A 22,941-nucleotide genomic window follows, 5' to 3' on the forward strand; every position below is an offset into this window, starting at 1 on the left:
TAAACATCCATGGCGATAGTAGGAGGCGCGCCTTGTTTCCACAAGAGGGAAAACAGGGAAATGCTGGTACTATCAACGTCATGCAGCGAATCGATAAGTTGTTTGAGCAAATCAGGGCCTGCCGTCTGTGCGAGGCTCATCTGCCGCTGGGGCCTCGTCCGGTGATCCGCGGGGCTGAGAGTGCCCGCCTGCTGATCATCGGTCAGGCGCCCGGCACCCGGGTGCATGCCAGCGGTATCCCGTGGGATGACCCCTCCGGTGACCGGCTGCGCCAGTGGCTCGGGGTCGATAAAACCACCTTTTACGACGAATCCCGCATCGCCATCATGCCGATGGGTCTCTGCTATCCCGGCAAGGGCAAGTCGGGCGATCTGCCGCCCAGACCCGAGTGCGCGCCCACCTGGCATGACAAGGTACTGATGCTGTTACCCAACATCGAACTGACCCTGCTGATCGGCCAATATTCACAAGCCTACTATCTGCGGGGGGCAGCCAGGGGCTCGCTCACCGACACGGTGCGCAGCTGGGCCGACTATGGCCCCGGCTGGCTGCCGTTGCCGCATCCCTCCCCGCGCAATACTCTCTGGCTCAGGAAGAATCCCTGGTTCGAGCAGGAGATCGTCCCCCATCTGCAGCAAAGGGTCGCCCCGCTTCTGGGGAGACCCTGAGTGCTTAAACCGCCGGCTCGGCCAGCGGTTTTGGTTTGCTGCGGGCCATGGCGATGAGCGGCAGGACGATGCAGATACAGCCCAGCAGCAGCGGCAGGCCCGGCTGCTCGTCAAACAGCCACACCCCGATGGCCACCGCCATCAGCAGACCGGTGTACTCCGCCGAGGCGATCTTGCTCGCCTCCGCCTTGCGATAGGCCACCACGCACAATCCCGCATAGACCATGATCAGCGCCGAGGAGCCAAAAGCGGGCCACCACATCTGCCACTGCCAGTTGCCCCCTTCCCACAATGCCAGCGCCAGAATGAAGGGCATGCTCAGCACGTTGGTGAAAAACAGGGTCTGGGCGATGGGCTGCTTGAGCGGGATCCGCTTGATCAGCAGATTGTTGAGCGCCATCGACAGCGCCACCCCGAGCGCCGCCAGTGCGGCCCAGTTCACTTCGGTCGGGCGCAGCACGATCAGTACCCCGATAAAGCCGATCAGCGCGGTCAGCACCTTCTGGCGCGAGATCGCTTCCCCCGCCATCCACACCGCCAGCGGCACCATCATCAGCGGCGCGGCATAGAAGAGGGCATTGGCGGTAGCGAGCGGCAAGCGGGTGAGGGCCACCACCATCAGGCAGACGCCGACCGCCCAGATATGAGCCCGCAGCAGGTGCCACTTGATGGCCACCGGCGGGTTGCGGCGCCATGACCAGAGCAGCCAGGGCATCAGCAGAATGGCGGCCGAGAGCTGGCGGAAAAAGACAAACTGGAAGATGGGCTGATCCGGCTCCAGCACCTTGACCAGCGCATCGGAAAAAACCGCCACCATATTGCCCAGCACCAGATAAAGGATGCCGATCCCTACTGCATTCATACCACCTCCCACTTCAGATGAGCGGAGGGTAGCGTGCCGGTTGATATCCAGTAAAATGATAAAAAATGACCACTCATGAGATATTTAGATAATGAAGCTTCCTCCCCTGCGTGCGGTGCAATATTTCGAGGTGGTGGCCCGGTTGCTCAGCTTCTCCCGCGCCGCCCTTGAACTGAACGTCAGCCAGAGTGCGGTCAGCCACCAGATCCGCCTGCTGGAGGATTTTCTGGGTGAGCGCTTGCTGCTGCGTCAGGGTCGGCTGCTCTCGCTGACAACCCAGGGGGAGAGTTACTTCGAAGGGATTGCCGCCGGGCTCAGCCAGATTGCCCAAAGCAGCGAACAGTTGCGCGGGGGCGGCGAGATGCGAGTCCGGCTCGCAGTCTACAGCTCGTTTGCGGTGAAGTGGCTGATCCCGCGGTTGGCCGGATTGCGCCAACTCTACCCCGAGCTGGATTTGAGTCTGGAGATGGTGGCGGAGGATCCCGAGCTCTCCGATCGGGTAGCGGATTGCTTTATCACTGTGTCACCCCACGGGCGGGGCTACTGCCACGATCTTATTTATCAGGAGCGGCTCTTTCCGGTCTGTAGTCGCCGCCTGTTGCAGCAGATTAGCGGGGAGTGGCCCGAGGTCATTTGGCAGCTGCCGCTGCTCTCGGTGCAGTCCATTTACAAGGCGCGGGGGGAGGATTGGCAGCGCTGGGCCAAGGCGGGTGGCTTGGTGATCCCTGACGAGGCGCGCATGCACCATTTCAGCCATGTGCTGCTGGCGATGGAGGCGGCAGCCTGGGATCAGGGGGTGGCGTTCGTGAATGACTACATGCTGCGGCCCGATGATCCCCAACTGGTGGCCTTGCCGGTACACCAGCTGGAGACGGGGGATGCCTTCTACTTTACCTGCAAGCGCTCACGGGCCCATGAGCCCGCCATCAGCCGGTTGCGCCAGTGGCTGATGATGGAGACACGCCAGAGCATGCCGCTCTAGCCTGCACAGTTACGCTCTCTTGAACTGGCTCAGCACAAACAGGCTGGTGGCGCAGACGACGACAGAAGGCCCTGCCGGAGTATCTTGATACCAGGAGAGGGTCAATCCACCCAGCACGGCGAGACAGCCAATCAGCGCGGCAAAGCCGGCCATCTGCTCCGGCGTCTGGCTGAAGCGGCGGGCGGTGGCGGCGGGGATGATCAGCAGGGAGGTGATGATCAGCGCCCCGACAAACTTCATCGCAACGGCAATCACCAGCCCGATCAGCAGCATCAGTACGCAGCGCAGCACATCGACCCGGATCCCCTCTACCCGTGCCAGCTCTTCCGAGATGGTCATGGAGAGCAGGGGATCCCACAGTCGCCACAGGGTGAGCAGCACCAGCGCGCCACCGCCGTAGATCCAGAGCAGGTCCATCGGTTGTACCGAGAGCAGGTCGCCAAACAGGTAGGCCATCAGATCCACCCGCACGTTATCCATAAAACTCAAGGTAACCAGACCGAGGGACAGGGCACTGTGGGCCAGAATGCCGAGCAGGGTATCGGTCGCCACCTGCTGGTTGCGACTCATGATCACCAGCAGCATCGCCATGGCGAGGCAGCAGACCACCACCGCCAGGGTGAGATCGACCTGCAGCAGGATGCCCAGCGCGATGCCGAACAGGCAGGCGTGGGAGAGGGTGTCGCCAAAGTAGGCCATCTTGCGCCATACCACGAAGCTACCTAGGGGACCGGCCAGCAGGGCGATGCCGAGACCGGCCGCGAGGGCGTATAACAGAAAGCTGTCCACTTGAATGTCCTGTTGCTTGCGCTATTTGCTGTGAGCGTTGTTGCGAGAGGGCAGGCGGATGACGGGAGCCTGCGGTTCATGATGGTGGTGTTCGCCGTCGCAGTGGTGATGGTGGGTATAGACCGCCAGCACCTCCTGCTCCGGTCGCCCGAACAGGCGGGCAAATTCGGGGTGGCGCGCCACGCTTTCCGGCTCGCCATGACAGCAGACATGGCGATTGAGGCAGATCACCTCGTGGGTGCTGGCCATCACCAGATGCAGGTCGTGGGATACCATCAGCACGGCGCAATTGAACTCGGCGGCGAGCTGACCGATGAGGGCGTAGAGCTCGATCTGGCCAGTGATGTCCACGCCTTGAACCGGCTCGTCCAGTACCAGCAGCTCGGGTTTGACCAGCAGGGCGCGAGCCAGCAGCACCCGCTGCATCTCGCCGCCGGAGAGTTTTTGCATCCGGTTTTCCAGCAATCCCTCTGCGCCCACCCGGGCCAGAGCTTCCTCGATGGAGAGGCGGCTATTTTTGCCCAGTTGCAGGAAGCGACGCACCGTCAGCGGCAAGGTGGGATCCAGATAGAGGCGCTGCGGTACATAGCCGACTCTCAGATCGCGGCTGCGGGTGATCTTGCCTGAATCCGGCGTGAGCAGGCCCAGCACCAGCTTGCTCAGGGTGCTCTTGCCAGCCCCGTTGGGGCCGACGAGCGTGGTGATTTTGCCTTTATTGAGGGTAAAGGAGACCTTGTCGAGCACAGAGCGTCCATCAAACGAGAGAGAGACCTCTTTCAGCTCTACCAGTTGGCTCATGACAACTCCGGGGTTTACAGCCAGTGAGAGTTATAATATAACAAAAAACAGCTGTTATATTATCACATACTCACCCCCTGACGAGATTCACCAATGAGAATTATTGCGCTTTTCACTGCCCTGCTGGCGGTGAGTTTGCCTGTTCGTGCCATTGAGGTGCTGACCACCATCAAGCCCCTTGGCTTCATTGCCGCGGCGATCACTGACGGGGTGAGCGAGCCCAAGGTATTGCTGCCGACCGGTGCCTCTCCCCACGATTTCTCCCTGCGTCCGTCCGATATTCGCAGCATCAACAGTGCCGGTCTGGTGGTGTGGGTCGGCCCCGAGCTGGAAGGCTTCATGGCCAAGCCGCTGGCCAATCATCCTCATGCTCTGACCCTGACTCAGGTTGATGGGATGCCGCTGTTCAACTACGCGACTCAGGATAGTCATGACTCCCATGACCATGATGATCACGATCATGCCGTCCACGAGCACGGTGACCATGATGAAGGGCATGAGGGACATCATCACGAAGGGGTCGATCCCCATATCTGGCTTGGACCGATGCAGGCCAAAGTGATTGCCAAGGCGATCGCAAGTGAATTGGGCAAGCTGGATCCGGCCAATCAGGCTCGTTATGACGCCAACCTCGCGGCATTTGATGCCAAAGTGGATGCCAAAGACAAGGTGATTGCTGGCCAGATGAAGGCGGTGAATGAGAAGGGGTACTTTGTATTCCACGAGGCGTATGGCTACTGGGAGCGCCACTACGGCATGAGTTCAAAAGGTCACTTCACCGTGAGTCCGGAGCGTCGCCCAGGCGCCAAGACGCTGGTGGATATTCGCAAGGCTTTGGAAGAGAAGCAGGCGAGCTGCATCTATGCCGAGCCGCAATTCTCCCCCGCAGTGATTGAGTCGGTTGCTCGTAATACCGGTGCCAAGGTGCTGCTGCTGGACGAGGTGGGTGAGCAGGTACCGCTCGGCCCGGATGGTTATCCCCAATTCATGCAGCAACTGGCAGACGCATTCGCACAGTGTCGCTGATCGCCTGCTGAGCCTCTCATCCGGAGGGACTATACTGACCTCCAGCATCTGACATGGAGTGTCCGGTATGAAATGGTTGTTGATCCCGGCTTGCACGTTGGCGCTATGTTGCGCCAACGTGCAGGCTTCGCGTCTTTCCGAATATATTGCCAGTCCGGATCTGCGGGCCAAGCTGCAGGAAGTGTATGGTGGCCGGGCCATTCAGCGGGCCGAGGCATTCTCTCGCCTGCTCACCCCCAGAGCGGGTACAACCGACCAGCAGAAGATCGAGCTGGTGAACAATTACTTCAACAATCTGACCTACAGCGAGGATCCCAAGCTGTGGGGAGATGAGGATTACTGGGCCAATCCGCTGGAGTTCATCGGCGCCCGGGGTGGGGATTGCGAGGATTACAGCATCTCCAAGTACTACACCCTGATGGAGCTGGGGGTGGATGAGAAGAAGCTGCGGCTGGCCTACGTCAAGGCGGTGCGTTACAACCAGTTCCACATGGTGACTCTCTATTTTCCGACACCCAAGGCTGACCCACTGGTGCTCGACAACATCAACAGCCGGATCCTGCCGGGCAGCAAGCGTACCGATCTCATTCCCGTTTACAGTTTCGATGCCAAAAGCATCTGGATCATGAAGTCACGGCGGGAAGGGACGCTGGCGGGGAGTGCCGATCGGTTGGCGCAGTGGACATCGATGAAGACCCGTTTCTCCAGCGAGCAACTGCGCTCTCCCCGTCGTCAGTTATAGCTTGCCCGCCGCTTTCAGCTCCTCGAAATATTTAGCTGCGCCCGGATGCTGCTCAATACTCAGCACCGGGCCGGTTTTATTGCGTGCCCGGTGAAACATATTGGCGTAGCCATAAGTCTGCTCATTGAACTTGGTCTGCTGGGTCAGCATGGCCTTGGTCAGACGATAGACAGACTCTTCCGGCATGGTGGCATTGGTGACCAGGGTGGCGGCAATGGCAAAGGTGGGGGTCGCCTTCAGATTGCCGGGGTAGATGCGGGCGGGCACCTGACTACGTTGGTAATATTTGACCCCTTTGAGTAGCTGATCACGGGTGGCCCCATCGATGGGGAGGAAACTGACCGCGCAACGTTTGGCGGTGTCGAGCACAATCCGGTTAGGGTGTCCCATCACCAGTGCAAATGCGTCGATCTGCTTGCTGCAGAGCGCATCCGGCAGGTTGGCCATGCTCTTCAGATCGAGATCCTGCTCTTTCGCTCCCAAGATGTTGAACAGAGCCAGCGCCGTCTGGCGGGTTCCCGAGTTCTTCAACCCCATGTCGATGGGGGCGAGCTTGAGCTGTTCCAGTGAAGTGATATCGCCATCGGCACGGATCACTATGGTGAAGGGCTCGGCATGGGTGGCAAACAGGGCGTGCAGCTCAGGTTGCGGCTGCGTGGTAAAAGGGCCCAAGCCTTTGCTTGCCTGATACAGCCAGTCTGACTGCACCATGGCGTAGGAGGTCTCGCCACTCTTCAGCCGCTTCAGGTTTTCTATTGAACCCGATGAGCTCTGCAATGTGCACGTAAGTTGCTCATCGACCTCATGGGCCAGACGGCAAAATTCTTTGGTTATCTGGTGATAAATCCCCTGCTCCCCCCCGGTGGCGATAGTGACGGTTTCAGCCATCAGGCCGGGTTGCCACAGCAGGGGCAACAGTATGGCGAGCTTCTTCATGATTGCGCCTCCTTGGCATAACCATCGATACCCCAGGTCCGCAGTTTGTCGATGTCGCGACACTCTCCCGATTCTGCCAGCAGGGTATAACCGGCGGCATGCATGGTTTGGGAGAGCAGATTCCAGTAGAGCGGCGCATCGGTCAGTTGACAGCTGATAAAGATGGGATTGAGCGGGTCAAGTTGATTGAAGGTATCCGCATTGAGGGGAATGGCGCTGAAGGCGAGCTCATACCCCTGTTCCTGTAACGCGGCCAATGTGGCTTGGTCGTGGGCGGGGAATGTGGCCACATCCCAGCGCCAATCCAGTGTTTTGCCACGGCCCTGGCTGAACAGAGGGGCGATCTCGGACCATTGCGGGTGATTGAGCAGGGAGAGGGGCAGCAAGACCCCCTCTATATGAGAGTGCTGCCACTGTTTCAGGGCGCTCCGGATGGTTGCGAGATCGCTGTCGGCACCGAGGGGCTGACTGGGCAAGAAACGCTGATAGAGCGCGATCTCCCCTTGTGTGGAGACAAATTTTTGCAGTTGCCCACCTTCCGGCAGTGGACTCACTCCTTGCAGCGGCTGTGGGGTCGTCAGTGGCAGCTGTTTTCCCAGCTGGGTGATTTTGAGCCGTTGTTGCAGCAGGTCCCGTTTGCGTTCGGAGACTAATTGGTTGATGGAAAGTGCCACTTCTTTGAGGTCTTGCAACCAGGGGGTGGGCAGGGTGCTGTTGAACTGGTGTTTGCGGATGCGGATCAGCTGCAGGTTGATCTGCTCCAGGGGCTGCAGCAGGCGTTTGCAGACTAGAGATATGACCAGGGTAAATATGACGAGCCCTGCCAGCAGGGCTATGCCGGTGCGGCTGATGGCATTCCACAGATGCTGATAGGCGTAGCCGCTATGCCCCTCAAGGGTCAGAGTGCCCAGCATGCGCCAGCCATCGGTCAACTCTTGCTCAATTTTGACGGGCGGCATGCCGATAACCGAGGGAAGCCAGCCGGGGACATTTTGCTGGGTAGAGTGGAAGACTTTCTGAAACAGCAACTGGCCATCGGGATCGATCAGGGTGACCGAGCTGACGAAGCCGCCATCGAACATGGCATTGACGATGGTTTCGGCCAGCACATTGTCGTCATTAAGCAGGGTTCCTTGCAGCACTAGCCCGAGAGCGGTGATGGCGGTTTCCAGGTTGGCTGACATCTGGTCGAGGATGGATTGGCGGACTGTCGTGACTTCCAGTGCAAACAGCAGCGCTGCACCGATCAGGAACAGGACGACAATTATTCTGATTAACAGTTTTGCTAACGACATATCCACTCCATGGAAAAGTTATCGCAACATTTTAGGTTTCTATTCAGTATCGAATCCGACCCGGTTCTTAAAAATAGGAAAAAATGGTTAAAAAAGACGATCATTTCTGCCCATCCGGGCGGGTTATGCATAAAATGTGAGGTTCATGCAGATTGTGATGAACTATTTGTAACTATTTGTGTCCAACAAACAGTTTTATACGGTTTTGTCACAACTGACATCGCAACTCACACTCTTTAGATCTAAATACAGGATAGCGGATGAAACGTCTCCGTCCCTTGGTAGTACAGGCTGCCAATTGGGAACCACCGGTTCCCCGCAAACACTTTTACGCAATGCTGATGCTGACGGCCATGACCCTGTCAGCAGTGGCATTATTGCCAGCTCCGGGTGACATCCTCGAGCGGCCGCTGCGTCTTGAGTTGCCCATTGATACCGCAGGTACGGCAACCAACGAAAACAACACCGACTTTAACGAAATTCCCGATCACGAACTGGTTGATCAGAGTGCGCCGGATGACGACATCCCGGTCGACACCACCCCCCAGTGGCAGGATTACCGGGTTCGCAACGGCGAAAACCTGACCGCTATTTTTAACAATCTCGGTCTCTCCACCACCACCCTCTACAAGGTGCTGGACGCGGACAACAAGAACTATCTGGCGCGCCTCAAGCCGGGCCAGAATATCGAGCTGCTGATCGATCAGGACAACATCCTGCAGCAACTCAAAATCCGCCTGAACATCAAACAGACGCTGGTGATGGCGCGCAGCGATGATGCCTATACCGCCTCCATGATCAATGAGAAGGTCGAGTGGCAACCGCAGCGTTACAACGGCGTGATCAACGGCAGCTTCTATGTCAGTGCCCGCAATGCGGGGATTCCGGCCAACCATATCCAGAAAATTGCCAACCTGTTCCAGTGGCGAATGAATTTCGCCAAGGATCTTCAGAAGGGCGACAAGTTCAAAGTGCTGGTACGCCAGGAGACAGTGGAAGGCAAGAGCACTGGCAACAGCCAGCTGCTAGGTGTGGAAGTGACCAGCCAGGGCAAGACGGTGTCGGCCTGGCTCTCCGATGACGGCAACTATTACGACGGTCAGGGCAACAGTCTGGAGCGCGGATTCCGCCGCTACCCGACCCACAGCCGCTATCGAATCAGCTCCAATTTCAACCCGGCGCGCAAACATCCGGTAACCGGTATGGTGCGTCCTCACGAGGGCACCGACTTCGCAGTGCCGGTGGGTACGCCAGTGCTGGCGACCGGTGATGGTATCGTCCAGAAGGCAACCAGCCACCCGCTGGCGGGTACCTATATCGTCATCAAGCATGGCCGTACTCTCTCTACCCGTTATCTGCACCTGAGCAAGCTGCTGGTCAAAACCGGTCAGCGAGTGAAGATGGGCGACAAGATCGGCCTCTCCGGCAACACAGGTCGCTCGACCGGTGCTCACCTGCACTACGAGCTGCGGATCAACAACCGCCCGGTCAATGCCATGACCGCCAAGCTGCCTATGGCTGAACCGCTCAGCGGCAAGGAGCGTCGTCAGTTCCTTGCCAAGGTGAAGAGCTATCGCAAGGAGCTGGCCGCGGGTTGATTCCTGTCGTCACCGCCTGAAATGAAAGGCCCCGCCAGATTGGCGGGGCCTTTTTACATGCGCAGTGAGGGTTAGTAACCCTTGTCGAAGTCGATTTTGCCATCCAGTGGCTGGCCATCGATAAAGCGGATGTAGTTGCGCACAAAGATCTGGGCCACATCATCCGGGAAGCTGTAGGCGCTGTTGTGGGGGGTGACGATGAGGTTGGGTTGGCCCCACAGCGGACTGTCGGCGGGCAGCGGCTCCTGCTCGAACACATCCAGCACCGCCATCGCCAGCTTGCCGGTACGCAGTGCGGTGAGCAAATCGCCCGAGTGCACGGCGCTGCCGCGGCCGACGTTGAACAGGATGGCGCCCGGTTTGCAGTGTTCGAAGCGGGCGGCATTGAACAGATGACGGGTATCGCGGGTGGCTGGCAGCACGCTGACGATGACATCGGCCTGCGCCAGCATCTTGTTGAGCGCAGGCAGTTGATAAACTTGATCAAACCCAGCCCGCTCCCGACCGCTGCGGCTGATGCCCAGCACCTTCATGCCAAAATGTTTGCCGGTGTGGGCGATATGCTGGCCAATGCTGCCGGTCCCCAGGATCAGCATGGTGCGCCCCTTGAGGCCCTGATAGGGGTGACTCTGCCACAGTCGCTGTTTCTGCTGTTCCCGATAAAGGGGAATTTGGCGCATCAGGCTGAGCAGATGACCAAAGACATACTCGCTCATCAGCGGGCCGAAGATGCCGCGGACATTGGTGAGCTGGTAGTCGCGGCGACTGTCAGGGTCGAGCAGCACATCGACTCCCGCATAGGTGGACTGGAACCAGCTCAGCTTGTTGGCTTTGGGCAGCAGCGGTTTGGCACGGGCCGGTTCGGCCATCAGAATATGGGCTTCGCCGATCAGCTTCTCGGCATCGCTCTGGTTATCGGCTCGCAAAATGCGCAGATGGGGGAGGTTGGCGGCCTTGAGCAGCCGTTCGTAGTGAGCATTATCCTGGCTGAGCAAAAGAAGGGTACGTTGGCTCATACTCTTGTTCCTTATCAGAATTTGCGGCGCAACAAGATGCCGCTCTCGACCCATCTTACCTGACTTCATATCGCAACATAGCCGACCAGGGCGCTTTTTCGTTTTCGCCGCGCGCCTCGTGGGCTACAATCTGCCCCACATTTTGCAAAGGATCCGACTCCAGTGTTTGGTGACAAGTTTTATAAGCGACTGGCCGAGCTACAGCCTTGGCAACAGACCGTCTACACCCTGGCGCTGGCAGAGCGCATGTACCCCAACTATGCCCTGTTCTGTCAGGCCTCCGGCTTTGGCAATGCTGGCGCTTTCCGGCATGCGCTGGATCAGATGTGGGTCTACCTCACCATCAAGGGATCCCGGGTCAATCTGGGTGCCATTCTCGAAGAGTTCGAGTCTCACATTCCGGATCCCCGCAAGTTTGAATCCTACGGTGCCTATCCGGCGCTGGATGCCTGTGTTGCGCTGGGCTGCGCCTATAACTCGGTGATCTGCCGGGTTGGCGAAGAGGCCAACGATGCCAGTCATGCATCAGTCGGTACTGTGGCCGGTTTTATCGAGCTGCTGGAAGAGCGGGATCTGACCGAAGAGGAGCTCTACGAGCACGAGTACATGGAAGCCGAGCTGGAGTTCCAGGTTGAACTGCTCAAGCGGGTTGCCCATGAGCGCGACAGCGATCGAATCCTGGCCATCAGAGCATTCGCCTCTCAGGATGGCGTCTCCAATATCGGGATCAGCCTGGAAGAGTAATTCTCTGCGGCCCCTGATCGAAAAAAGCTCCCGTTCGGGAGCTTTTTTTATGCCTGTGTCCCGTCCTGAATATGGTTTACACCTTTCCCCCCAATAAATGGAGAGCCCGATGGGACAAGGTGTGAAACGGACACAGCGCGATTACTCGCTGACTTTTAAACTGGCACTGGTCGAGCAAATTGAAAAAGGCGAGCTCACCTACAAACAGGCTCAGGTGCGTTATGGCATTCAGGGCCGCTCCACCGTTCTGGTATGGTTGCGTAAACATGGTCGGCAAGATTGGAGCCAGGGGGCTTCTGTGCGCGCCGGCAGGAGCATCACCATGCCTGACCCCGACAACCAGACGCCCGAACAGCGTATCAAGGAACTCGAGCAGCAGCTGGCCCTGATGAGCCAGAAGGCCCAGTTCTTTGAGGCCGTCGTCGATGTACTGAAGAATGACTACGGCGTCTCCATCGTAAAAAAGCGACCCGGCAAGTCCTCTCGCAGCGGCAAGTCGAGAGGCTGAGCATTGTCAGGGCTTGCCTGTTTCTGGGGATAAGCCGGCAGGCTTACTACAAGCGCAATCGGGTCGCCGACGAGCTCCATGCACAGGGCTGCAGGTGGTGCGCTTCGTGCGTCAGGTTCGACTGCGACAACCGCGGGTCGGCACTCGCAAGCTGCATTATCTGCTCCAGGGTCAGGATGATGGCGGGCTCAAGGTCGGGCGTGACAGGCTGTTTCAGATATTGGCCGAGCACCGCCTGCTGGTGCTGCCCAGGCGGGCGTATCACAAGACCACCCACAGTTTTCACCGTTTCTACCGTCATTCCAACTTGCTCAAGGCGGGGCCAGAGCAGGTCACGCCGGTGGCCCCGGAGCAGGTCTGGGTCGCTGATATCACCTATCTGCCAGCCAGGAGCGGACCGCTGTACCTGAGCCTGGTGACGGATGCGTACTCACGCAAGATAGTGGGCCATCACGTACACGAAGGGATGCACGCCGAATCGGTGGCGATGGCGTTCAAGAAAGCGCTGAAGCAACGACGCGGCGACGGTGAACTCATCCATCACTCGGACCGCGGCGTGCAGTATTGCTCTGGGCTGTATCAGTCATTACATGAACGGTACGGGGTGAAATGCTCGATGACGGATGGGTATGACTGTTACCAGAATGCGTTGGCGGAGCGGGTGAACGGGATTTTGAAAGGAGAGTTATTGTTGCAAAGCCCGCAGGATTTGACGCAAGCGCGGGAAATGGTGCGTGAAGCAGTGGATATTTACAACGCGGAGCGGCCGCATCATGCGTTGAAATACAGAACCCCCGATGCGGCATATAGGGGGTTCTGAGTAGAGAAATGCTAGTTGAAAATGTGTAAACCTATTTCAGGACTAGACACTGAAATTGTTCAACTGTTTATGCCTGCTCTTCGGTGAGGGGTCTGACGCTCAGCACCGGGGCCGCGTCGATTTCGTCTGCATTCATCATGGAGGAGATGCGTTGCAGGGAGGAGAGCAGCAGGGTCTGTTCCCACGCTTCCAGCGCCTGAAAACGCTGGATGAAGCGCTCTTGCAGCGGGGTGGGGGCCTGGGCCAGCAGGGCGCGGCCTGCGTCAGTCAGTGTCGCGTGAACCTTGCGCTTGTCGGTATTGCTGCGAACGCGCTGCACCAGTTGGCGGCTCTCCAATCGGTCCATGATGGTGGTGGCGGTGGCCTGGCTCATGTTGGTGTGATCGGCCAGCTGGCGCATGGAGATCTGTCCCAACTCGTCGATCCCTTTGAGCAGCAAGAGTTGCGGGGAGGTGAGCCCGGCTTCTTTGATCAAGCGCCTGGAGTGCATGTCGATGGCACGAATAATCTGGCGCAGGGCGACCAGCACTTCATCATGTTTTTCCATGGGGTGTGCGTCATTGGAGGGCTATGGAGAGGCGCAAAATTTTCCGCCTAATTCGTCACAAGGTCAATATTGTTTTTGCTGTAATAATTTCTGCTCTAATTAATTTTGTGTTAGGTTGACGGGCATTTCACGGAATTCACCCTGACATTTGAGGAGCGAAATGATGAATGACGAGCTGGATATCAAGTCTCTGGTGGCCGAGTTACGTGTGGTCAGAGTGCGCTATGAACTGCCGGATACCTCGGCTTTTGTGCGCTATCAGCCTGCCTATGATGAAGACCCCAACAACCTCAAAGTACACCACTATGATGGTGAGTTACCCCTCTCTTGCAGTGAGACAGGTACTTTCAACCTAAAGGAGTTGGTGAACGAATTGCGCTACGCCTATGTGCTGGTGCACCTCTTTCCTGACGAAAGTGCCATGAACTTCTATCTGACCGGCCTAGATACCGGCCTGGCCCAGCTGGAGTTCATCGGTGGCTCTTACGACTTCAACCGCCTCTGGATCACCAGCGGTATCTCCAATCTGGGCGTCCCCATGGCCATCTTCCTTGGCAAGCGTCACGCCGTGAACGGCCAGCCCTCGGTTTCGCTGGTGGATCACCGCGAACAGGCAGCCGGTAAACTGGTCTATCGCGCCATCGGTGGTGCCGGTGATCATGTGGGCGAAGACTTTTTCAACAACGACTAAGGAGGCTGGATGCGAGCAAGCAAAGGGCTATTGAAAGGCCTCAACCCCACCATGGCCATGACGGCCCTCACCGTGATCACCCTGTTTTTGCTGTTTGGCGTATTTGTTCCCGATACCGCGGCCGCCTGGTTTGTCGGTGCCAAGGATCAGATTATTGCCGGGTTCAAGTGGTACTACATTCTGGTGGTCGCCCTGTTCCTGTTCTTCGCTGTCTACCTGATGTTCAGCCGTTTTGGCAGCATCCGGCTGGGTGACGACGACCAGGTACCGGAGTTCGGCTACTTCGCCTGGTTCTCCATGCTCTTTAGCGCTGGCATGGGGATCGGTCTGGTGTTCTGGAGCATAGCCGAGCCGATGAACCATCTGCAGGGCAATCCGTTCATTACCGAAGGGATGACCCCGGAAGCGGCCCAGATCGCCATGCGCCTCACCTTCTTCCACTGGGGCCTGCACCCCTGGGCCATCTATGTGATCGTTGGCCTGTCGCTGGCCTTTTTCAGTTATCGTCGCAAGTTGCCGCTGGCGATCCGCTCTGTGCTTTACCCCATCCTCGGCGAGCGGATCTACGGTTTCTGGGGCCATGCGGCCGATGTGCTGGCGGTGTTCGGCACAGTCTTCGGGGTGGCGACCTCCCTTGGTCTGGGGGTCTCCCAGATGAATACCGGCCTCAACCAGATGTTTGGTATGGCGGTGTCGCAGTCCAACCAGCTCTGGCTGATTGGCGGTATCAGCCTGATCGCCACCCTGTCGGCGGTTTCCGGGGTCGGGCGCGGAGTGAAGATCCTCTCCGAGCTCAATATCTGGCTAAGCGTCTTCGTGCTCGCGCTTTTTCTGGTGCTGGGGCCGACCACCTATATCCTCAACGCCTATGTACAGAACATCGGTGATTACCTGCAGAACATCGTCAAACTGAGCTTCTGGACCAACACCGAGGCCAACGGCACTTCGGCCTGGCAGTCGAGCTGGACGGCGTTTTACTGGGGTTGGTGGATTGCCTGGGCGCCGTTTGTCGGCATGTTTATCGCCCGCATCTCCAAGGGGCGTACCATTCGCGAGTTTGTGCTCGGTGTGCTGCTGGTACCCTCGCTGCTCGGCATGTTCTGGCTCACCGTGTTTGGCGGTACGGCGATGAATCTGGAGCTGTTTGGCGGTGGTGGCGTGGTCGCTGCGGTCAATCAGGATGTGACGCTGGCGCTCTACAAGACGGTCGAGCTGCTGCACTGGGATACCTTCGGCTGGATCGCCAAGGCCGTGTTGACCCTGCTCATCTGCACCTACTTCATCACCTCCAGTGACTCGGGCACGCTGGTCATCACGACTCTGCTCTCCATCGGTGATCAGGAGCCGCCGGTACTGCACCGCGCCGTATGGGGTCTGGGGCAGGGGCTGGTTGCCGCTATCCTGCTGGTCTCCGGCGGCCTGGCAGCCTTGCAGGCGGCCAGCATCATAGCCGCGCTGCCCTTCTCGGTGATCATGTTGGCGATGTGCTATTCGCTGATGCTGGGGCTCAAGCAGGAGAGCCAGCGCCAGTTCGAATATCGCCAGAACCTCAAGCGCCACGATGGCTCATCCCATATGAGCCTGATGGAGAGAATTGGTCCGGCATAACGGCACCAGCAGGGGTTAGCGCCCCTTCACATATCAATCTGGATGGAAAACGGCCGCCCTGGCGATGCTCTCCTTGCGGAGCTCATCATCAGGGCGGCCGTCTGTTATGGGGCCGAGGTTACTCCTCGATAAAGGTCCACTCATCCTTGACCCGGCTGATGGCATCAGTGCGCTTTTTGGCCAGCTGCTCCTTGATCTCTTCCCCTTTGTAACCGGCCGCCACTATCTCTTTCACCGGCACCGCCTGGGCGGCAGCCAGCGCTTCGGCCACATAGTCCGGCTCGGCGTAGACCCGCTCCTCGAAACCGGTGCGGCCGTGGAAGTCGGCGCGGCAGGCATTCAGCAGCTGGGCAAAGCGCTCGGGGCGGCGCCAGGCATCCGCCTTGTCGAACACCTTGAGCAGGGTGGCGGGCTTGAGCTCAAAGGCGATATGGATGTGGGTGTGCAGATCGCTCACCAGCAGCGCCAGATCCCGGCACTCATTGGGTACCCGGAACCGATCGCACAGAGCGCGAATAAGCGGTAGCCCTTTCTGGCCGTGACCGTGATGGCTTGGCCAGAACTCCTTGGGGGTTACTCCCTTGCCAAGGTCGTGGCAGAGGGCGGCAAAGCGGACGGTCAATTCCGGGGAGATCCGGCACGCCTGCTCCAGCACCATCAGGGTGTGGATGCCGGTGTCGATCTCCGGGTGCCACTTGGCCGGGGCGGGGACGCCGAACAGAGCGTCGATTTCGGGGAAGAGTGCCTTGAGGGCGCCGCACTGGCGCAGCACCTCGATAAAGATCTGCGGGGTTGGCCCCAGCAGCACTTTTTCCAGCTCCTTCCAGACTCGCTCCGGCGTGAGGTGGGCCAGCTCGCCAGCGGCCGTCATCTCGCTCATCAGGGCGAGGGTCTCCGGCGCTATGGTAAAGCCCTGAGCGTGGAAGCGGGCGGCGAAGCGGGCGACCCGCAGGATGCGCAGCGGATCTTCGGCAAAGGCGGGGGAGACGTGGCGCAGCAGCCGTTTTTCCAAATCCTCGATGCCACCGTAGGGATCGTGGAGTTGGCCCTGATCATCCTCGGCGATGGCGTTGATGGTGAGATCCCGGCGCAGCAGATCCTGCTCCAGCGTCACATCGGGGGCGGCGTGGCAGACAAAGCCTGTGTAGCCCTGACCCTGTTTGCGTTCGGTACGGGCGAGGGCATACTCCTGCTGGTTTTTGGGGTGAAGAAACACGGGAAAGTCGCGACCGACCTGGGTAAAACCCAGCGCCAGCATCTGTTCCACGGTGGCGCCGACCACCAGATGATCCCTGTCGCCCTGCGGCAACCCCAGCAGGCGATCCCGCACTGCGCCCCCAACCAGATAAGTCTGCAAACCGTCTCTCCCGTCATCAATCGTGGGGCCGAGTATATCGTCTTTGTTACCGCTTTGCTGCCTGACCACCACCTGCCCGCAGCGCCAGTCAGCGCGGCTTTGACTTGGGCGTGACGAGGCCTTACGCTGCCGCACCAGACAGCTGGCGCTGTGCTGCGGGATGACTTTATGCCCGCGCAGGCCAGATGAGCCGAAGGAACCGCAGAGTTCCCCATATATCAACGACATGAGAACAACGTGAATCAATCAACCTTCGCAAGCCGGGTTCTGGAGTGGTATGAGCTTCATGGCCGCAAAACCCTGCCCTGGCAGCAGGAGAAGACCCCTTACCGGGTCTGGGTCTCGGAGATCATGCTGCAGCAGACCCAAGTCGCTACAGTCATCCCCTATTACCAGCGTTTTATGGCGCGTTTCCCCGATGTGGTGGCGCTGGCCGATGCCCCTGTCGACGAGGTGCTGCACCACTGGACCGGGCTTGGCTACTACGCCCGGGCCCGCAACCTGCACAAGGCGGCCCAGCAGATCCGCGATCACCACCACGGTCTCTTTCCCGAGAGTTTTGACGAGGTGATGGCGCTGCCGGGCATTGGTCGCTCAACCGCCGGGGCCGTGCTGTCGCTCTCTCTGGGTCAGCCCCACGCCATCCTTGATGGCAACGTGAAGCGGGTACTCACCCGCTGGCTGGCGCTGCCGGGCTGGCCCGGCCAGAAGCAGGTTGAGAACGAGCTGTGGGAGATCGCCATCCGGCTGACTCCCAAACTGGGCGTGGCGCAATACAATCAGGCGATGATGGATATCGGGGCGACGATCTGCACCCGCAGCAAGCCTGCCTGTGATCGCTGTCCGGTGCGGGCCGATTGCCAGGGGCTGTCGCAAGGCAACCCCACTGCCTACCCCAACAGCAAGCCGAAGAAGAGCATTCCGGCCCGCGACGGCGTCATGTTGTTGATCCGCCATGGTGACGAGTTATTGCTGGAGAAGCGGCCGCCACAGGGGATCTGGGGCGGGCTCTACTGCTTCCCGCAGGTGGCTTCGCTGGCGGAGGTGGATGGTCTGCTGGCGTCCCTTGGCCTGAGCCATCACGGCTATCGGGAACTGGCCGGTTTTCGCCATACCTTCAGCCACTTCCATCTCGATATTCAGCCGTTGCTGATTGACATTGATGAGGCGCAGCCGCTGCGGCTCATGGAAGCAGATAACCGACTCTGGTATAACTTACGCCATCCTGCCGAGGTGGGGCTGGCGGCCGCCACGGCCCGTCTGCTCGCCTATCCAGAGTTACAACCATAGAGGTCAACATGAGCCGTACTGTATTTTGCCAACGCCTGAAAAAAGAGGGCCCGGGTCTGGATTTCCAACTCTATCCCGGTGAGCTCGGCAAGCGGATTTTTGACAACATCAGCAAGGAAGCCTGGGCCGAGTGGCAGAAGAAGCAGGTGATGCTGATCAACGAGAAAAAGCTCAACATGATGAATCTTGAGCATCGCCAACTGCTGGAAAAAGAGATGGTCAGCTACCTGTTTGATGCAGGTGAAGTGCAGATCGAAGGTTACACCCCGCCTGCCCAGTAAGCTCTCCGGCTGTTGTATGTGTGAACAGGTGCGGTAATGGCGCCACACTGGTGTGACCGCTCCTGAAGTCGCAGCAAATGAATGATGGGCAGCTCTGCTGCCCGGTTTGAGGATCCTATGGGCCGAATTTTTTGGCTGCTGTGCACCCTGCTGTTTCTCTCTGCCTGCTCATCTTCCCCCAAGCCCAGCGGGAGTGAGGATGACGATCTGGTCAACGGCAAGGACATCCGCGGTTTTGAACACATGATCAGCGCGCTCTCCCATAACGTGAACGAGATATGGGGGCGGGAGGCGCTGTTTGCGGGCAAGTTTGACTACGTCAAATACACGGATCAGTACAAGAGCCGGGCCCACATCGACTTCTCCAGCGGCCACATCATGGTGGAGACGGTCTCGGGCATCGATCCCCGCGCTCACCTGCGTCGCGCCATCATCGAGACCCTGCTGACGCCGGACGATCCGGCCGAAGTGGATCTTTACTCCGATCGGGAAATTCTGACCGGCGGCGAGCCTTTCCTCTACGGTCAGGTGCTGGACAATCAGCGCCAGCCAATCCGCGCCTCCTGGCGCGCCGAGCGTTATGCCGATTACCTGCTCAACACGGCGATGAAGAAGCGCACTCTGGGTATTCGCACCATCTTCTTCGTCGATATACCCATGGTGGCCAACCATGAAGATCGACGGGGCTACAAGTATGCTGGGATCATCCGGGAAGCGTCGCGCAAATACGGCGTGCCGGAGAGCCTGATCTATGCGGTGATCAAGACCGAGAGCAGCTTCAACCCCTATGCGGTGAGCCATGCCAACGCTTATGGCCTGATGCAGGTGATCCCGGCTACCGCCGGTCGTGACGTCTATGTGCGGGTCAAGGGCAAGAACGGTCAGCCGACCCGGGAGGAGCTGTTCAACCCGGCCTACAACATCGATGTCGGTACCGCCTATCTGCACCTGTTGCAGACCGTCTATCTGGCGGATATTCAGGATCCGCGCTCCCGTCGCTATGCGGTTATCTCCGCCTATAACGGTGGCGCTGGCGGGGTGCTCAATACCTTCTCCAGCGATCGCAAGGCGGCGCCGGGCCGGATCAACCGGCTCTCCCCCGAGGCGGTCTATCAGGTGTTGACCGAGCAGCATCCCAAAGAGGAGGCGCGCCGTTACCTCTACAAGGTCAATCAGGCCGAGAAGGGGTTCAAGAGAGCCTTTGCCAGTCGGGCCGGTTAAGCGGTGACGCTGGGTTAACCATGCAAAAGGGCGCTTGATATCAAGCGCCCTTTTAACGTCTGGCCAATTCGTCGTTGAAGTGGCCTTATTTGGCGATAAAGCCGCCCTTGGTCTGCGGGGCCGCGCCCACTTTCTCCAGGGTTTTCACTTCCACTTCGGTCTTGTTCCAGCTGTGGTCCACTTCACCACGGATACGGATCTGATCATCCGGGCCCACTTCGGTGCCACGCCACACATCCTGATCCACTTCGACCTCCACCTCACCGCTGGCGTCGCGGAACAGATAGTTCTCGCCGCCCAGGTGCTTGACCAGTTTCCCTTCCAGGGTGGCCCAGCTGTCATCGGCCAGATCTTTCAGCTGAGCAACGGAAACCTTGTTCTGCTCCTGCGGGCCGGTATAGGCCGCCATGGCAAAAGAGGAGACAGACATCAGGGTCAACAGTCCGATTACGCTTGCGCTTGCCTTGTTCATTTCATACTCCTGTCGTTGGTATGGGGGCATTGTGCCGGGGGGGATGTGAAACAAGCGTGAAAGAAATAGGCTGGTGTGATTGTCTGTTTTGTGAGCGCAAGCGATTTCATCGGTGTCGGAACATGTGTGATTTCATCTGGAACTGTAATCTGTCGCCTTCACCAGAAGTCAGTGGCAGCAGACTCTTCCCATGCCTGTCGCCACTCGAGGAGAAGTCCGCAGGTCTCACCTGCTTAATCGAAGAGCATAACAATATGAAAAAATGGCTTGTTTGTTTATTGGGGTTAATGGCATTAACCGCGCAAGCGGCAGAGGGACGCCAACCTTTTTCCCGGGTCGTGATGTTTGGTGACAGCCTCTCCGACACCGGCAAGATGTACAAGAAGATGCGGGGGTATCTCCCCTCCAGCCCACCTTACTTCAACGGGCGATTCAGCAACGGCCCGGTGTGGCTGGAGCAGTTGGGTGACGAGCGTTTTCCCGGTCTGGTCGTGGCCAACGAGGCTGAAGGCGGTGCAACCGCGGTGGCCTATAACCATCTGGGGGCCCTGAATGGCTGGCTCGGTTTCTGGTCCTGGGATCCCAAATATCAGGTGATCAACAACCTCGATTACGAGATCGATCAGTTCCTGAAAAAGGACAAGTTCCGCCCCGATGATCTGGTGGTGATCTGGGTCGGTGCCAATGACTATCTGGCTTATGGCTGGAACACCGAGCGGGATGCGGATCGGGTGATCGATACCATCCGGCTGGCATCCAACCGGTTGGTGCTCAACGGCGCGCAGCAGATCCTGCTGTTCAACATTCCTGATCTGGGGCAGACCCCGTCAGCCCGCAGCATGAAGGTGGTGGAGAAGGTGCGCCATGTGGCCAGTTACCACAACCAGAAGTTGCAGAACCTCACTCGAGAGCTGGCTCCCCTTGGCATCGTGAAGCTGTTCGAAGTGGACAAGCAGTTTGACGAGATGATGCGCGATCCCCAGCTGTTCGGGCTGAGTGACACAGAACACGCCTGCTACGGTGGCGGCTATACGTGGAAGCCGTTCTCCGGCAGCGCCGCCGAGGTGGCTGCGACCCCGGCTTTGAGTGTCTCCGAAAGAGTGGCTATTGCCGGTAACCCGATCCTGGCGCAGGCGGTGGTGAGCGGGCAGGCAAAAGGGCGAGCTGCGACTCTTAACTGCGATGAGCATATGTTCTGGGATCAGGTGCATCCGACCAAGACGGTGCACAAGGTACTGAGCCAGCGTGTTGCTGACTTTATCGATCAGCACTACGAGTTTGTTCGTCACTGATATCTCTTCGGGCCAGCATGTTGCTGGCCCTTTTTCTCCTATCTGCCCTCATCTGTGCGTCTTTTTGCGTCACATTCAGTTCAAATAACAAACGTTTGTTGCTGTTTTTGTAACGTGGTTGCGTTAGAGTGTTTTTTGTTAATTGATATCAGTGACTTGAAAATAGGCTAACGTTGATATGCTGCGATCGCTTTTGGGTGGTTGCACCTATAAGACGAGGTGATATCAATCAACCTCCTCCTACATAAAGTTGCAGAGGCTCAAACATGAAAAAATCATTGATTACCTTGCTGGTTACCGGCTTGCTGGCGGCCAATGCCCAGGCTGCCGGTCAGGACAACACCTGGTATGGCGGTGCCAAACTGGGTTGGTCCAACTTCTACGGCATTGATGAAAGCAATGCCCTGACCCTTGGCAATGAGACCAACGATGCCTTGGGTGCAGGCGTGTTTGGCGGTTATCAGATCAACAAGAATCTGGGACTGGAGCTGGGTTACGACTATCTGGGCAATTACAAATACGATGCCACTACGGCGGCAGGCGCTTTCAGTGATGAAGTAAAAGCACAGCTGGCTCAACTGACCCTGAAACTGGGCTTCCCGGTTACCGATAATCTGGATCTGTATGGTCGTGTTGGTGGCGGTTATGGCTGGGCTGATACCAAGAGCGATGTCTACAAAGATGACAGCCGCTTTGTCATGGTCGGTGCACTGGGTGCCGAGTATGCGTTCAATCTCGACTGGGCCGCTCGCCTGGAGTACCAGTACACCACCCCGTATGGCAGCCGCGATGATACCGGTCTGAGAATGGATAACGGCCTGCTCTCACTGGCAGCGGTTTATCGCTTTGGTCAGGTTGCCCCTGTGGCGCCCGCCCCGGCTCCGGAACCTGCTCCTGCACCTGTGATGGTTGAGAAGCAGTTCACCCTGAGCTCCGATGTGCTGTTTGACTTCAACAAGGCGACCCTTAAGCCAGAGGCCAGTCAGGCATTGGATAGCCTCTATAGCCAGATTGAAGAGGCGCGACCCAAAGATGGCGTGGCAACCGTAATTGGCCACACCGACCGTATCGGTTCCGATGCCTACAACCAGAAGCTCTCCGAACAGCGTGCCCAGACCGTTGCCAACTATCTGGTTGGTAAAGGGATTCCGGCCGCCAAGATCAATGTGGAAGGTCGTGGTAAATCCTCACCGGTTACCGGCGACAGCTGTGTCAGCAAGTCCAAGCGTGAGCTGATCGTCTGCCTGGCTCCGGATCGCCGTGTTGATGTGAAAGTCGAAGGTGTCAGCGAGGTGCAGGAGTAATCCTTCACACTGAGCAGAGTTCCACTGGGGCTGGAATGAACAGCCCCTGTCGGAGCAAGAGAGACCAAAAAGCCAGTCAGTTGATCTGACTGGC

General features: G+C 58.3%; 22 protein-coding genes and 1 pseudogene. 14 read left to right on the forward strand and 9 right to left on the reverse strand.

Going from position 1 to position 22,941, the window contains the following annotated elements:
• Positions 1-80: 80 nt before the first annotated feature.
• Complete coding sequence (locus WBR25_RS02825; protein WP_479749377.1) at positions 81-668, forward strand: uracil-DNA glycosylase family protein; 588 nt, start codon at positions 81-83, stop codon at positions 666-668.
• A 4-nt stretch (positions 669-672) separates the two neighbouring features.
• Here the strand turns inward: WBR25_RS02825 and WBR25_RS02830 are convergent, their stop codons facing one another.
• Positions 673-1,530, reverse strand: coding sequence for a DMT family transporter (locus WBR25_RS02830; protein ID WP_219265035.1), 858 nt, complete (start codon positions 1,528-1,530; stop codon positions 673-675).
• 91 nt (positions 1,531-1,621) lie between these two features.
• On the opposite strand from WBR25_RS02830, the gene WBR25_RS02835 reads away from it, so the two are divergent.
• Positions 1,622-2,512, forward strand: a complete 891-nt coding sequence (locus WBR25_RS02835) for a LysR substrate-binding domain-containing protein (protein ID WP_479749378.1) — start codon at positions 1,622-1,624, stop codon at positions 2,510-2,512.
• Positions 2,513-2,521: 9 nt separating this feature from the next.
• Here the strand turns inward: WBR25_RS02835 and znuB are convergent, their stop codons facing one another.
• Together znuB and znuC are read right to left on the reverse strand one after the other, a co-directional pair.
• Entirely contained in the window at positions 2,522-3,301 is a 780-nt protein-coding gene (znuB, locus tag WBR25_RS02840; RefSeq protein WP_005354863.1) for a zinc ABC transporter permease subunit ZnuB, read from the reverse strand.
• Positions 3,302-3,322: 21 nt separating this feature from the next.
• Positions 3,323-4,099 carry a zinc ABC transporter ATP-binding protein ZnuC gene (gene znuC / locus WBR25_RS02845; RefSeq protein ID WP_005354861.1) on the reverse strand — a complete coding sequence of 259 codons (777 nt, stop codon included), beginning with the start codon at positions 4,097-4,099 and terminating at the stop codon, positions 3,323-3,325.
• 93 nt (positions 4,100-4,192) lie between these two features.
• On the opposite strand from znuC, the gene znuA reads away from it, so the two are divergent.
• Both znuA and WBR25_RS02855 read left to right on the forward strand, forming a co-directional pair.
• Positions 4,193-5,125, forward strand: a complete 933-nt coding sequence (znuA, locus tag WBR25_RS02850) for a zinc ABC transporter substrate-binding protein ZnuA (protein ID WP_304520507.1) — start codon at positions 4,193-4,195, stop codon at positions 5,123-5,125.
• A 67-nt stretch (positions 5,126-5,192) separates the two neighbouring features.
• Positions 5,193-5,867, forward strand: coding sequence for a transglutaminase-like cysteine peptidase (locus tag WBR25_RS02855; protein WP_005335848.1), 675 nt, complete (start codon positions 5,193-5,195; stop codon positions 5,865-5,867).
• Here WBR25_RS02855 and WBR25_RS02860 read toward each other — a convergent pair.
• Both WBR25_RS02860 and WBR25_RS02865 read right to left on the reverse strand, forming a co-directional pair.
• Positions 5,862-6,803 (reverse strand): TAXI family TRAP transporter solute-binding subunit, encoded by a 942-nt coding sequence (locus WBR25_RS02860; protein WP_479749379.1) that lies wholly within the window; start codon positions 6,801-6,803, stop codon positions 5,862-5,864. The two genes, WBR25_RS02855 and WBR25_RS02860, sit on opposite strands and share 6 nt — an antisense overlap.
• A complete protein-coding gene (locus WBR25_RS02865; protein WP_323896561.1) occupies positions 6,800-8,098 on the reverse strand; it encodes a LapD/MoxY N-terminal periplasmic domain-containing protein in 1,299 nt (432 codons plus the stop codon). The genes WBR25_RS02860 and WBR25_RS02865 overlap by 4 nt, the downstream gene beginning before the upstream one ends.
• A gap of 260 nt (positions 8,099-8,358) precedes the next feature.
• Here WBR25_RS02865 and mepM point away from each other — a divergent pair, with 260 nt between their 5' ends.
• Complete coding sequence (gene mepM / locus WBR25_RS02870) at positions 8,359-9,696, forward strand: murein DD-endopeptidase MepM (RefSeq protein ID WP_005354854.1); 1,338 nt, start codon at positions 8,359-8,361, stop codon at positions 9,694-9,696.
• A 71-nt stretch (positions 9,697-9,767) separates the two neighbouring features.
• On the opposite strand, the gene WBR25_RS02875 is transcribed toward mepM, so the two are convergent.
• Complete coding sequence (locus WBR25_RS02875; RefSeq protein WP_005363043.1) at positions 9,768-10,712, reverse strand: D-2-hydroxyacid dehydrogenase; 945 nt, start codon at positions 10,710-10,712, stop codon at positions 9,768-9,770.
• Between the two features lie 162 nt (positions 10,713-10,874).
• On the opposite strand from WBR25_RS02875, the gene WBR25_RS02880 reads away from it, so the two are divergent.
• Positions 10,875-11,456 carry a YjaG family protein gene (locus tag WBR25_RS02880; RefSeq protein WP_236297363.1) on the forward strand — a complete coding sequence of 194 codons (582 nt, stop codon included), beginning with the start codon at positions 10,875-10,877 and terminating at the stop codon, positions 11,454-11,456.
• Positions 11,457-11,565: 109 nt separating this feature from the next.
• Positions 11,566-12,784 (forward strand): annotated as a pseudogene (locus tag WBR25_RS02885) (IS3 family transposase).
• Between the two features lie 67 nt (positions 12,785-12,851).
• Here the strand turns inward: WBR25_RS02885 and WBR25_RS02890 are convergent.
• Positions 12,852-13,331 (reverse strand): MarR family winged helix-turn-helix transcriptional regulator, encoded by a 480-nt coding sequence (locus WBR25_RS02890; RefSeq protein ID WP_013723454.1) that lies wholly within the window; start codon positions 13,329-13,331, stop codon positions 12,852-12,854.
• 163 nt (positions 13,332-13,494) lie between these two features.
• Between WBR25_RS02890 and WBR25_RS02895 the strand changes: the two genes are divergently transcribed.
• Complete coding sequence (locus tag WBR25_RS02895; RefSeq protein WP_005335836.1) at positions 13,495-14,022, forward strand: hypothetical protein; 528 nt, start codon at positions 13,495-13,497, stop codon at positions 14,020-14,022.
• Positions 14,023-14,031: 9 nt separating this feature from the next.
• On the forward strand, positions 14,032-15,630 hold the full coding sequence (locus tag WBR25_RS02900) for a BCCT family transporter (RefSeq protein ID WP_005335834.1): 1,599 nt from the start codon (positions 14,032-14,034) through the stop codon (positions 15,628-15,630).
• Between the two features lie 118 nt (positions 15,631-15,748).
• On the opposite strand, the gene WBR25_RS02905 is transcribed toward WBR25_RS02900, so the two are convergent.
• Positions 15,749-16,987 carry a multifunctional CCA addition/repair protein gene (locus WBR25_RS02905; protein ID WP_479749380.1) on the reverse strand — a complete coding sequence of 413 codons (1,239 nt, stop codon included), beginning with the start codon at positions 16,985-16,987 and terminating at the stop codon, positions 15,749-15,751.
• 237 nt (positions 16,988-17,224) lie between these two features.
• Between WBR25_RS02905 and mutY the strand changes: the two genes are divergently transcribed.
• The 3 genes from mutY (at position 17,225) to mltC (ending at position 19,779) form a co-directional block, all read left to right on the forward strand.
• On the forward strand, positions 17,225-18,277 hold the full coding sequence (gene mutY / locus WBR25_RS02910; RefSeq protein ID WP_429032579.1) for an A/G-specific adenine glycosylase: 1,053 nt from the start codon (positions 17,225-17,227) through the stop codon (positions 18,275-18,277).
• 8 nt (positions 18,278-18,285) lie between these two features.
• Complete coding sequence (locus WBR25_RS02915; RefSeq protein ID WP_005335828.1) at positions 18,286-18,558, forward strand: oxidative damage protection protein; 273 nt, start codon at positions 18,286-18,288, stop codon at positions 18,556-18,558.
• Between the two features lie 117 nt (positions 18,559-18,675).
• Positions 18,676-19,779: a membrane-bound lytic murein transglycosylase MltC gene (gene mltC, locus WBR25_RS02920; RefSeq protein ID WP_005354839.1), complete on the forward strand. Its 1,104-nt coding sequence runs from the start codon at positions 18,676-18,678 to the stop codon at positions 19,777-19,779.
• An 85-nt stretch (positions 19,780-19,864) separates the two neighbouring features.
• Here mltC and WBR25_RS02925 read toward each other — a convergent pair whose 3' ends face one another.
• Complete coding sequence (locus WBR25_RS02925) at positions 19,865-20,251, reverse strand: YgiW/YdeI family stress tolerance OB fold protein (RefSeq protein WP_005335826.1); 387 nt, start codon at positions 20,249-20,251, stop codon at positions 19,865-19,867.
• Between the two features lie 254 nt (positions 20,252-20,505).
• On the opposite strand from WBR25_RS02925, the gene WBR25_RS02930 reads away from it, so the two are divergent.
• Together WBR25_RS02930 and ompA are read left to right on the forward strand one after the other, a co-directional pair.
• Entirely contained in the window at positions 20,506-21,543 is a 1,038-nt protein-coding gene (locus tag WBR25_RS02930; RefSeq protein WP_047434505.1) for an SGNH/GDSL hydrolase family protein, read from the forward strand.
• Between the two features lie 266 nt (positions 21,544-21,809).
• Positions 21,810-22,847 carry a porin OmpA gene (gene ompA, locus WBR25_RS02935; RefSeq protein ID WP_005335824.1) on the forward strand — a complete coding sequence of 346 codons (1,038 nt, stop codon included), beginning with the start codon at positions 21,810-21,812 and terminating at the stop codon, positions 22,845-22,847.
• Positions 22,848-22,941 lie beyond the last annotated feature (94 nt).

This window comes from Aeromonas sp. MTB (assembly GCF_056632455.1).

What these genes read in the sequence shown, in the direction of transcription:
- ompA (WP_005335824.1), top strand. Translation starts at nt 21,810, where the DNA reads ATGAAAAAATCATTGATTACCTTGCTGGTTACCGGCTTGCTGGCGGCC.
- WBR25_RS02825 (WP_479749377.1), top strand. Translation starts at nt 81, where the DNA reads ATGCAGCGAATCGATAAGTTGTTTGAGCAAATCAGGGCCTGCCGTCTG.
- WBR25_RS02860 (WP_479749379.1), bottom strand. Translation starts at nt 6,803, where the DNA reads ATGAAGAAGCTCGCCATACTGTTGCCCCTGCTGTGGCAACCCGGCCTG.
- WBR25_RS02865 (WP_323896561.1), bottom strand. Translation starts at nt 8,098, where the DNA reads ATGTCGTTAGCAAAACTGTTAATCAGAATAATTGTCGTCCTGTTCCTG.
- znuC (WP_005354861.1), bottom strand. Translation starts at nt 4,099, where the DNA reads ATGAGCCAACTGGTAGAGCTGAAAGAGGTCTCTCTCTCGTTTGATGGA.
- mepM (WP_005354854.1), top strand. Translation starts at nt 8,359, where the DNA reads ATGAAACGTCTCCGTCCCTTGGTAGTACAGGCTGCCAATTGGGAACCA.
- WBR25_RS02900 (WP_005335834.1), top strand. Translation starts at nt 14,032, where the DNA reads ATGCGAGCAAGCAAAGGGCTATTGAAAGGCCTCAACCCCACCATGGCC.
- WBR25_RS02925 (WP_005335826.1), bottom strand. Translation starts at nt 20,251, where the DNA reads ATGAACAAGGCAAGCGCAAGCGTAATCGGACTGTTGACCCTGATGTCT.
- mltC (WP_005354839.1), top strand. Translation starts at nt 18,676, where the DNA reads ATGGGCCGAATTTTTTGGCTGCTGTGCACCCTGCTGTTTCTCTCTGCC.
- WBR25_RS02875 (WP_005363043.1), bottom strand. Translation starts at nt 10,712, where the DNA reads ATGAGCCAACGTACCCTTCTTTTGCTCAGCCAGGATAATGCTCACTAC.
- WBR25_RS02835 (WP_479749378.1), top strand. Translation starts at nt 1,622, where the DNA reads ATGAAGCTTCCTCCCCTGCGTGCGGTGCAATATTTCGAGGTGGTGGCC.
- WBR25_RS02890 (WP_013723454.1), bottom strand. Translation starts at nt 13,331, where the DNA reads ATGGAAAAACATGATGAAGTGCTGGTCGCCCTGCGCCAGATTATTCGT.
- znuA (WP_304520507.1), top strand. Translation starts at nt 4,193, where the DNA reads ATGAGAATTATTGCGCTTTTCACTGCCCTGCTGGCGGTGAGTTTGCCT.
- WBR25_RS02830 (WP_219265035.1), bottom strand. Translation starts at nt 1,530, where the DNA reads ATGAATGCAGTAGGGATCGGCATCCTTTATCTGGTGCTGGGCAATATG.
- WBR25_RS02895 (WP_005335836.1), top strand. Translation starts at nt 13,495, where the DNA reads ATGAATGACGAGCTGGATATCAAGTCTCTGGTGGCCGAGTTACGTGTG.
- WBR25_RS02930 (WP_047434505.1), top strand. Translation starts at nt 20,506, where the DNA reads ATGAAAAAATGGCTTGTTTGTTTATTGGGGTTAATGGCATTAACCGCG.
- WBR25_RS02855 (WP_005335848.1), top strand. Translation starts at nt 5,193, where the DNA reads ATGAAATGGTTGTTGATCCCGGCTTGCACGTTGGCGCTATGTTGCGCC.
- WBR25_RS02915 (WP_005335828.1), top strand. Translation starts at nt 18,286, where the DNA reads ATGAGCCGTACTGTATTTTGCCAACGCCTGAAAAAAGAGGGCCCGGGT.